General features: G+C 66.1%; 2 protein-coding genes and 1 pseudogene. All 3 read right to left on the bottom strand.

The window, feature by feature from the left end; all coding sequences use genetic code 11:
* Window positions 1-233, bottom strand: a pseudogene (locus O7A61_RS32010) (hypothetical protein); the annotation flags it as partial.
* 13 nt (window positions 234-246) lie between these two features.
* The gene (locus O7A61_RS32005; protein ID WP_337133144.1) at window positions 247-795 is read right to left on the bottom strand and encodes an invasion associated locus B family protein; all 549 of its coding nucleotides are present in this window, start codon (window positions 793-795) and stop codon (window positions 247-249) included.
* 91 nt (window positions 796-886) lie between these two features.
* Window positions 887-2127 (bottom strand): YadA-like family protein (locus O7A61_RS32000; protein ID WP_337133143.1); only part of this gene is annotated, 1241 nt, incomplete at its 5' end.

Raw genomic sequence — 2127 nt, 5'->3', positions numbered from 1 at the left:
TCGGCCTGAGCGGCCGTCGGGCTGCCGACCAGGCCGGCGATCGCGGCATAGTTCGCGCCGGCGAAGCCGATGCCCATCATGACCAGCCCCAGCAGCGACAATCCCGCGATGCGCGGCCACCGCCGCTGCGGCTCGACACTCCCCTTGCGGTCCGGCTCGACGATCCTTCTGCGGTCCGGCTCGACGGTCGGATTGCTGCGCGTCGCGGAGATGAATGGGTCTTGCTGGCTCACGGTGCTGCCTCGGTTATTTGACTGGCGCAAGGGCCTCGGACAGCCCGTTGAGCGTTGCGGTGACGGTAATGGTCTGGCCGTCGACGGTCGGGTAGGAAATCGCCGGCGTTGCCTTCTGCGCGATCTCCTGGCGCATCAGGGGTCCCACCGGCAGCATGCCGACGCAGACCATTTCGTTGCAGCCGTTCAGATGCACGTCGATCGGTTCGGCGCGCCCATCGAACTTCAGCGACACCAGCCCATCGCTCCTGGCGTTCGGCGCGGTGCGCAGGATCATGTAGGGCTTGCCATCCTGGGTGGCCGCGAGCGACCAGCTGAACGCCATCTTGCCGGCGCCGTCCTCGATCACCTGCGAGACGTTGCAGACCTTCTTGCGCGCCTTGAGGTTCTCGTCGCAGATCAGCGTCCAGTTCTCGAACGGACGGATGGTGCGCTGGTATTGTCCGAGCTTCACGTCGGGAGGCACGACCACGTCGGAGGGCTTGATCCTGTAGGGCGAAGCCACCTGCCCGGCAGCCGGCGCCAGCCCGCCGGCAAGCGCCAGGCAGGTCAGGCATGCCAAGGCAAATCCGGGGAAACCAGACGGTCTTCCCGGATTCGCGTCTAGCCTGTCATGGCCGGTTCGCCTGTTCATTGCCGCCCTGTTGTCCACCTCAGTTCAAGGTGAAGCTCAGGCCGGCGCCGACACCGACATTTCCACCCGCCGCCGTGCCCGACACATTGCCACGGATGCGGCCGTCCTCGCTGGTGTAGCCGGCGCCGAAGGCAAACGCGCTCGAATCCCGCCAGAAACCACCACCGGCCGCCACGCTCAGCTTGCCGGGACGGTCGTCATAGCGCAGCGAGGCCGCAGCCAGTCCGATTGCCGCCGCTTGCCGGGCTTCGTCCCTGATGCCGCTGATGTCGGAATTGAGCTGGCCCAGTTTCTGGTCGGTATAATTGTTGGCCTGCTGCAACGTCGTGACCGCCACCTGGTCGGTGTAGGTCTTGCTCTGGGCCAGGTTCAGGTTCAGCTGGTTGACGTTGACCGCGTCGGTGCCGGCAACGCCCGGGCCGACATTGGAGATGACGACAGGCGCATTCGGGTCGCCGCCCTGCAGCGTTATCTTGTTGGTCTTGGTCGTCGATCCGTCCGGATTGTTGATGGTGTCGTATTGCACGGTGTTCTGGACGGTGCCGCCGATGCCGCCGATCGTCTTGGTCAGATCCTCGATCGCCGTGTTGGTGGCGTAGAGCTGCGACCCGTTGATCGCATCGGTGCTGCCGGAAGAAACGCGTCCGGCGGCGACATTGGTGATCGTCCGCTCGGAGCCGGCGTCGCCGACGCTGACGGTTCCGGTCGGGGTGGTCCCGGCAAAGGCATAGGTCTTGCCGTTGATGACCGTGTTGGGCGTGCCGACCGCGGTCTGCGACACCGAGCCCGAACCGAGCGCCACATCGCTGGCGTTGTTGGCCTGTGCGCCCTGGCCGAGTGCGACGGCGCCTTGCCCGGCGGCTGTCGAGCCATGGCCCGCGGCCAGGCTGTCTGTGCCGCTCGCCACGCTCTCCGGCCCGATCGCCACGGCGTTGGCACCGCCGGCGATCGAGTCGGCCAGCCCCGAATTGGCGTGGAAATACTTGATGCCGCCGCCATTGTTGATGTTGGTCAGCGCATTGTCGACGGCGGTGAAGCCATCAAAGACGGTCGAATAATTGTTGCCCTGGATGGTGTAGGTCGGGCCGGTGATCGAGCCGTCGGGATTGACCGTGGTGGTGCCGCCGAACAGGTTGGACACGTTTTGCGAGACGCCGCGCAGCTGCGAGACGTTGACGCCGTCTGTGTCGGCCGAGCCCGCCGCGACATTGGTGAGCTTGCGTTCGGCGCCCGCGGCGCCGAACGACACTTCGCCGGCAT

The organism is Mesorhizobium sp. Cs1321R2N1, from assembly GCF_037179725.1.
Classification (GTDB): Bacteria; Pseudomonadota; Alphaproteobacteria; order Rhizobiales; family Rhizobiaceae; genus Mesorhizobium; species Mesorhizobium salmacidum.
The sequence above is the reverse complement of the archived record's forward strand: the minus strand, read 5'-3'. Positions and strand labels throughout refer to the sequence as shown.